The organism is Blastomonas sp. (assembly GCF_041747255.1).
In the GTDB taxonomy this organism is placed as follows: Bacteria; Pseudomonadota; Alphaproteobacteria; order Sphingomonadales; family Sphingomonadaceae; genus Blastomonas.
On sequence record NZ_JBGTFM010000493.1, the window covers coordinates 1 to 2,909 of the forward strand.

The following is a 2,909-nucleotide window of genomic DNA, read 5'->3' on the forward strand; positions in this document are numbered from 1 at the left end:
ATTTCGCTGGCTCTCAAGATACGCGGCCACGCGCGTCTGCCCCCAGGTGGGCCAGTTGTGCGATGCGATCTGCACCTCGGTCTTGTCACCCCATTTGACCAGCGCCGCATCGATGATCTTTGACCAGCGCAACGCATCGCGCACCTGCGCACCGCGCAGGGTGAGGATATTGTGCATCGTCTTCACCGCAACCTCGGTGGTGTGCAGCACTTTCAGGTCAGGCAGGTAAAACAGGAATTCGGCCGGGGCTTCGGTGCCCGCAGCGTCTATAAAGTCGAACCGCACCCCGTCGATGGTCTTGAGGCCGCCCTCGGGCCCGATCAGCATGTTGGGGGCAAGATAGCCGGTGGTGCCGATTGACAGGCCGGTGCCCAGCCCATTGTCGACCCGGCCTTGCACACCGGGGGCAAGATCGGTGCCGAACATATAGCTCGACCGGCGGGTCATAGCATTTCCCGCCAGCACGTTCTCGCTCACTGCCTCTTCGGCAAAGCCATGCGGGGCGACAATCGCCACCTTGCGCCGGGCGAAATCATCGGCGCTGATGATGCCGCCAACGCCGCCGAAATGGTCGGCATGGCTATGGCTGAACACCACGGCAGAGATCGGGCGTTTGCCAATTGTGCCCTCGGCCAGCGCCAGCGCGGCAGCGGCGGCTTCCTCGGTGAGCAGTGGATCGATGATGATCCAGCCGGTCTTGCCACGGATGATCGTCATTACAGCCAGATCATAACCGCGCACCTGCCACAGCTGGCCCGGCACGATTTCGAACAAGCCGTGGATGCGGTTGAGCCGCGCCTGTCGCCACAGTGCCGGGTGAACGCTGGCGGGTGCAGTTTCGGCGTCGAGAAACGCGAACGCACCGGCATCCCACACCGTGCGGCCATCGGCGGTGCGGATCAGCCCGCCGGGAATCTCGGCGATCTTGCCGCGCGTGGCATCGGCCATGTCGCTGCCATCATCTGCGGGCAGTTTCGCCAGCACCGCTGCGCGCTCCGCCTCGGTGAGCTGTGCCTGCGCTGCTGTTGTGGTGCCAAGCGTCAACGCCACCGCTGCGCCGATCAGTCGCCGTTTCATGCCTATCCTCCCCCGTCACTTCTTTTGGCAGGTGTTCTGCCACAACAGCGGATGATTGTCAGCGGGAACATGCGCCCGCTCATATGACGCGATCCCCCCAATCGGGGTATGGGTCGGCGCGATCGGCGCTATCGTCGCTGCTGTAGCCATTACAGCTTTCGTTCTGCTGCTGCCATACATCAGCAAACCGCGACCCTGCTGGCGGGGGGCAACAGAATGAAAAGGCGATCCCGGCAGGTCAAAAGCCTGTCGGGATCGTCGCAATCACGCACGGGGACATCGATCATGGACACTGACCGCCGCAGCCTGCTCATCGCATCGGCCAGCGCCGCTGCTTTGGTCGCTTTTGCGCCTGCACCGTTGGCAGCTCTGGCGAAAAAGGCCAAGTCACCGATTGCTGCCAAGAACCCGGTCGCGCTGACCGGCATCCGCCAGGCGGTAATCGGATCGTTCAGCGTCGGCTTCTTGACCGAGAGGACCGACCGGGCGAAGGCGGGAGCCGGCATCATGGGATCGGGCTTTGGTGGCAGATCGACCGCCAAGAGCTATCTTGAAGGCGTTGCTGACGCGGATTTCATCGCTGCCACCGATACGGCCTATGCAGTGTTCCTTGAGCGGCTGACGACAATGGGCATCACGGTTGGCGACCGGCAGGGTCTGCTCGATGCGTTCGGCACCAAGGTCAAGCCCTTCGAAAACGGTGAGGAGCGCAAGCTGGTCACCGGTCGCGATGACCGGGCGCAGGCGCGGCTGTTCAGCCCGGCAACGCTGGGCGGGCCGATCCTGTTTCAGGAATGGCTGGGCATCCTGCCGCCCGGCGGGTTCAACTTCAATTCCAGCGTGGTCAATGCCAGCATGGCAGCCAAGCAATACGCCAAGGCATCGGGTACCTCGGTGGTCAATGCGTTGCTGCTGGTCGATTTTGCCGATGCCGACAGCTATGGCGGCGCGTTTCGCAACACCTCGTCGGTCAAGATAAAGTCGAGCCTCGCTGCATTCCCCGATGTGACTCAGCTGACCGTGTTTGCGCCGGGCGGCAAGGTCGGGTCGGTGGTGCTGAAGGAACCGGTGGCGATGGGGGGCGACTACGGCACCTTCGCCGATTCGACCGGAGGCACCGCCAAGACAGTGGAAACGGTGGCCAATGTCATCGGTTTTCTGGGCGGCGTCGGCACCAACAAGTCGCGCAAATACACGATGACGGCTGATCCGGCCCGCTGGCGTGAGGGTGTAGAAGGCGTGTCGCGCGAAACCTTCGCGCAATTGACCGGAGCGATGAGCAGTTAGAGCGGGATGACATAAGATTGACCCTCCGTGACAACCGCCCCTCGACTGCCTTGCAGGTGCTCAAGATAAACTGAGCGGCGAGCCCCTTTTGGCCGATTGCTGCGTCAATCGCCGGACACTATGCGTCAAGCATAACTCCCTCCTCTTTTGTTGCACTCGGCCAAAATCGGCTCAGTCACGACGGCTCAATCTTATGTCATCCGCTCCAAGCGCCACGATTGTTTCCAGGCTGCTCGCCCGGCGCAAGCCAGGGCGCAGGCGTTAGTTCGCGCAACATCACCCTGGATTCCGGCGTTCGCCCGAAAACAGCGATCCGGTCACCCCAGGGTCACAAAGCTGTCGATCACCCGCTTGCGGCCTGCGCTTTCGAAGTCGATCTCCAGCTTGTTGCCTTCTTTCTCCGCCACCAGTCCGTAGCCGAATTTCTGGTGGAAGACGCGGGTGCCGACCGACACATCGCTGCGCCCGGCATTGCCCAGGCTGATCGCGCTGGATCGCGCCTCTGCCACCCGCTGCGGCGCGGGGTTGAAGCCGCCGGGGGTTTG

Annotated in this window: 3 protein-coding genes; 1 reads left to right on the forward strand and 2 read right to left on the reverse strand. The window is 62.8% G+C overall.

Features of this window, described 5'->3' with window-relative positions; translation table 11 throughout:
* Positions 1-1,077, reverse strand: a 1,077-nt coding sequence (locus tag ACEW8G_RS16345) for an MBL fold metallo-hydrolase (RefSeq protein ID WP_373489453.1), incomplete at its 3' end; no start/stop codon positions are given.
* Between the two features lie 285 nt (positions 1,078-1,362).
* On the opposite strand from ACEW8G_RS16345, the gene ACEW8G_RS16350 reads away from it, so the two are divergent.
* The gene (locus tag ACEW8G_RS16350; RefSeq protein ID WP_373489454.1) at positions 1,363-2,364 is read left to right on the forward strand and encodes a hypothetical protein; all 1,002 of its coding nucleotides are present in this window, start codon (positions 1,363-1,365) and stop codon (positions 2,362-2,364) included.
* 317 nt (positions 2,365-2,681) lie between these two features.
* Here ACEW8G_RS16350 and ACEW8G_RS16355 read toward each other — a convergent pair.
* Positions 2,682-2,909, reverse strand: a 228-nt coding sequence (locus ACEW8G_RS16355) for a hypothetical protein (protein WP_373489455.1), incomplete at its 5' end; no start/stop codon positions are given.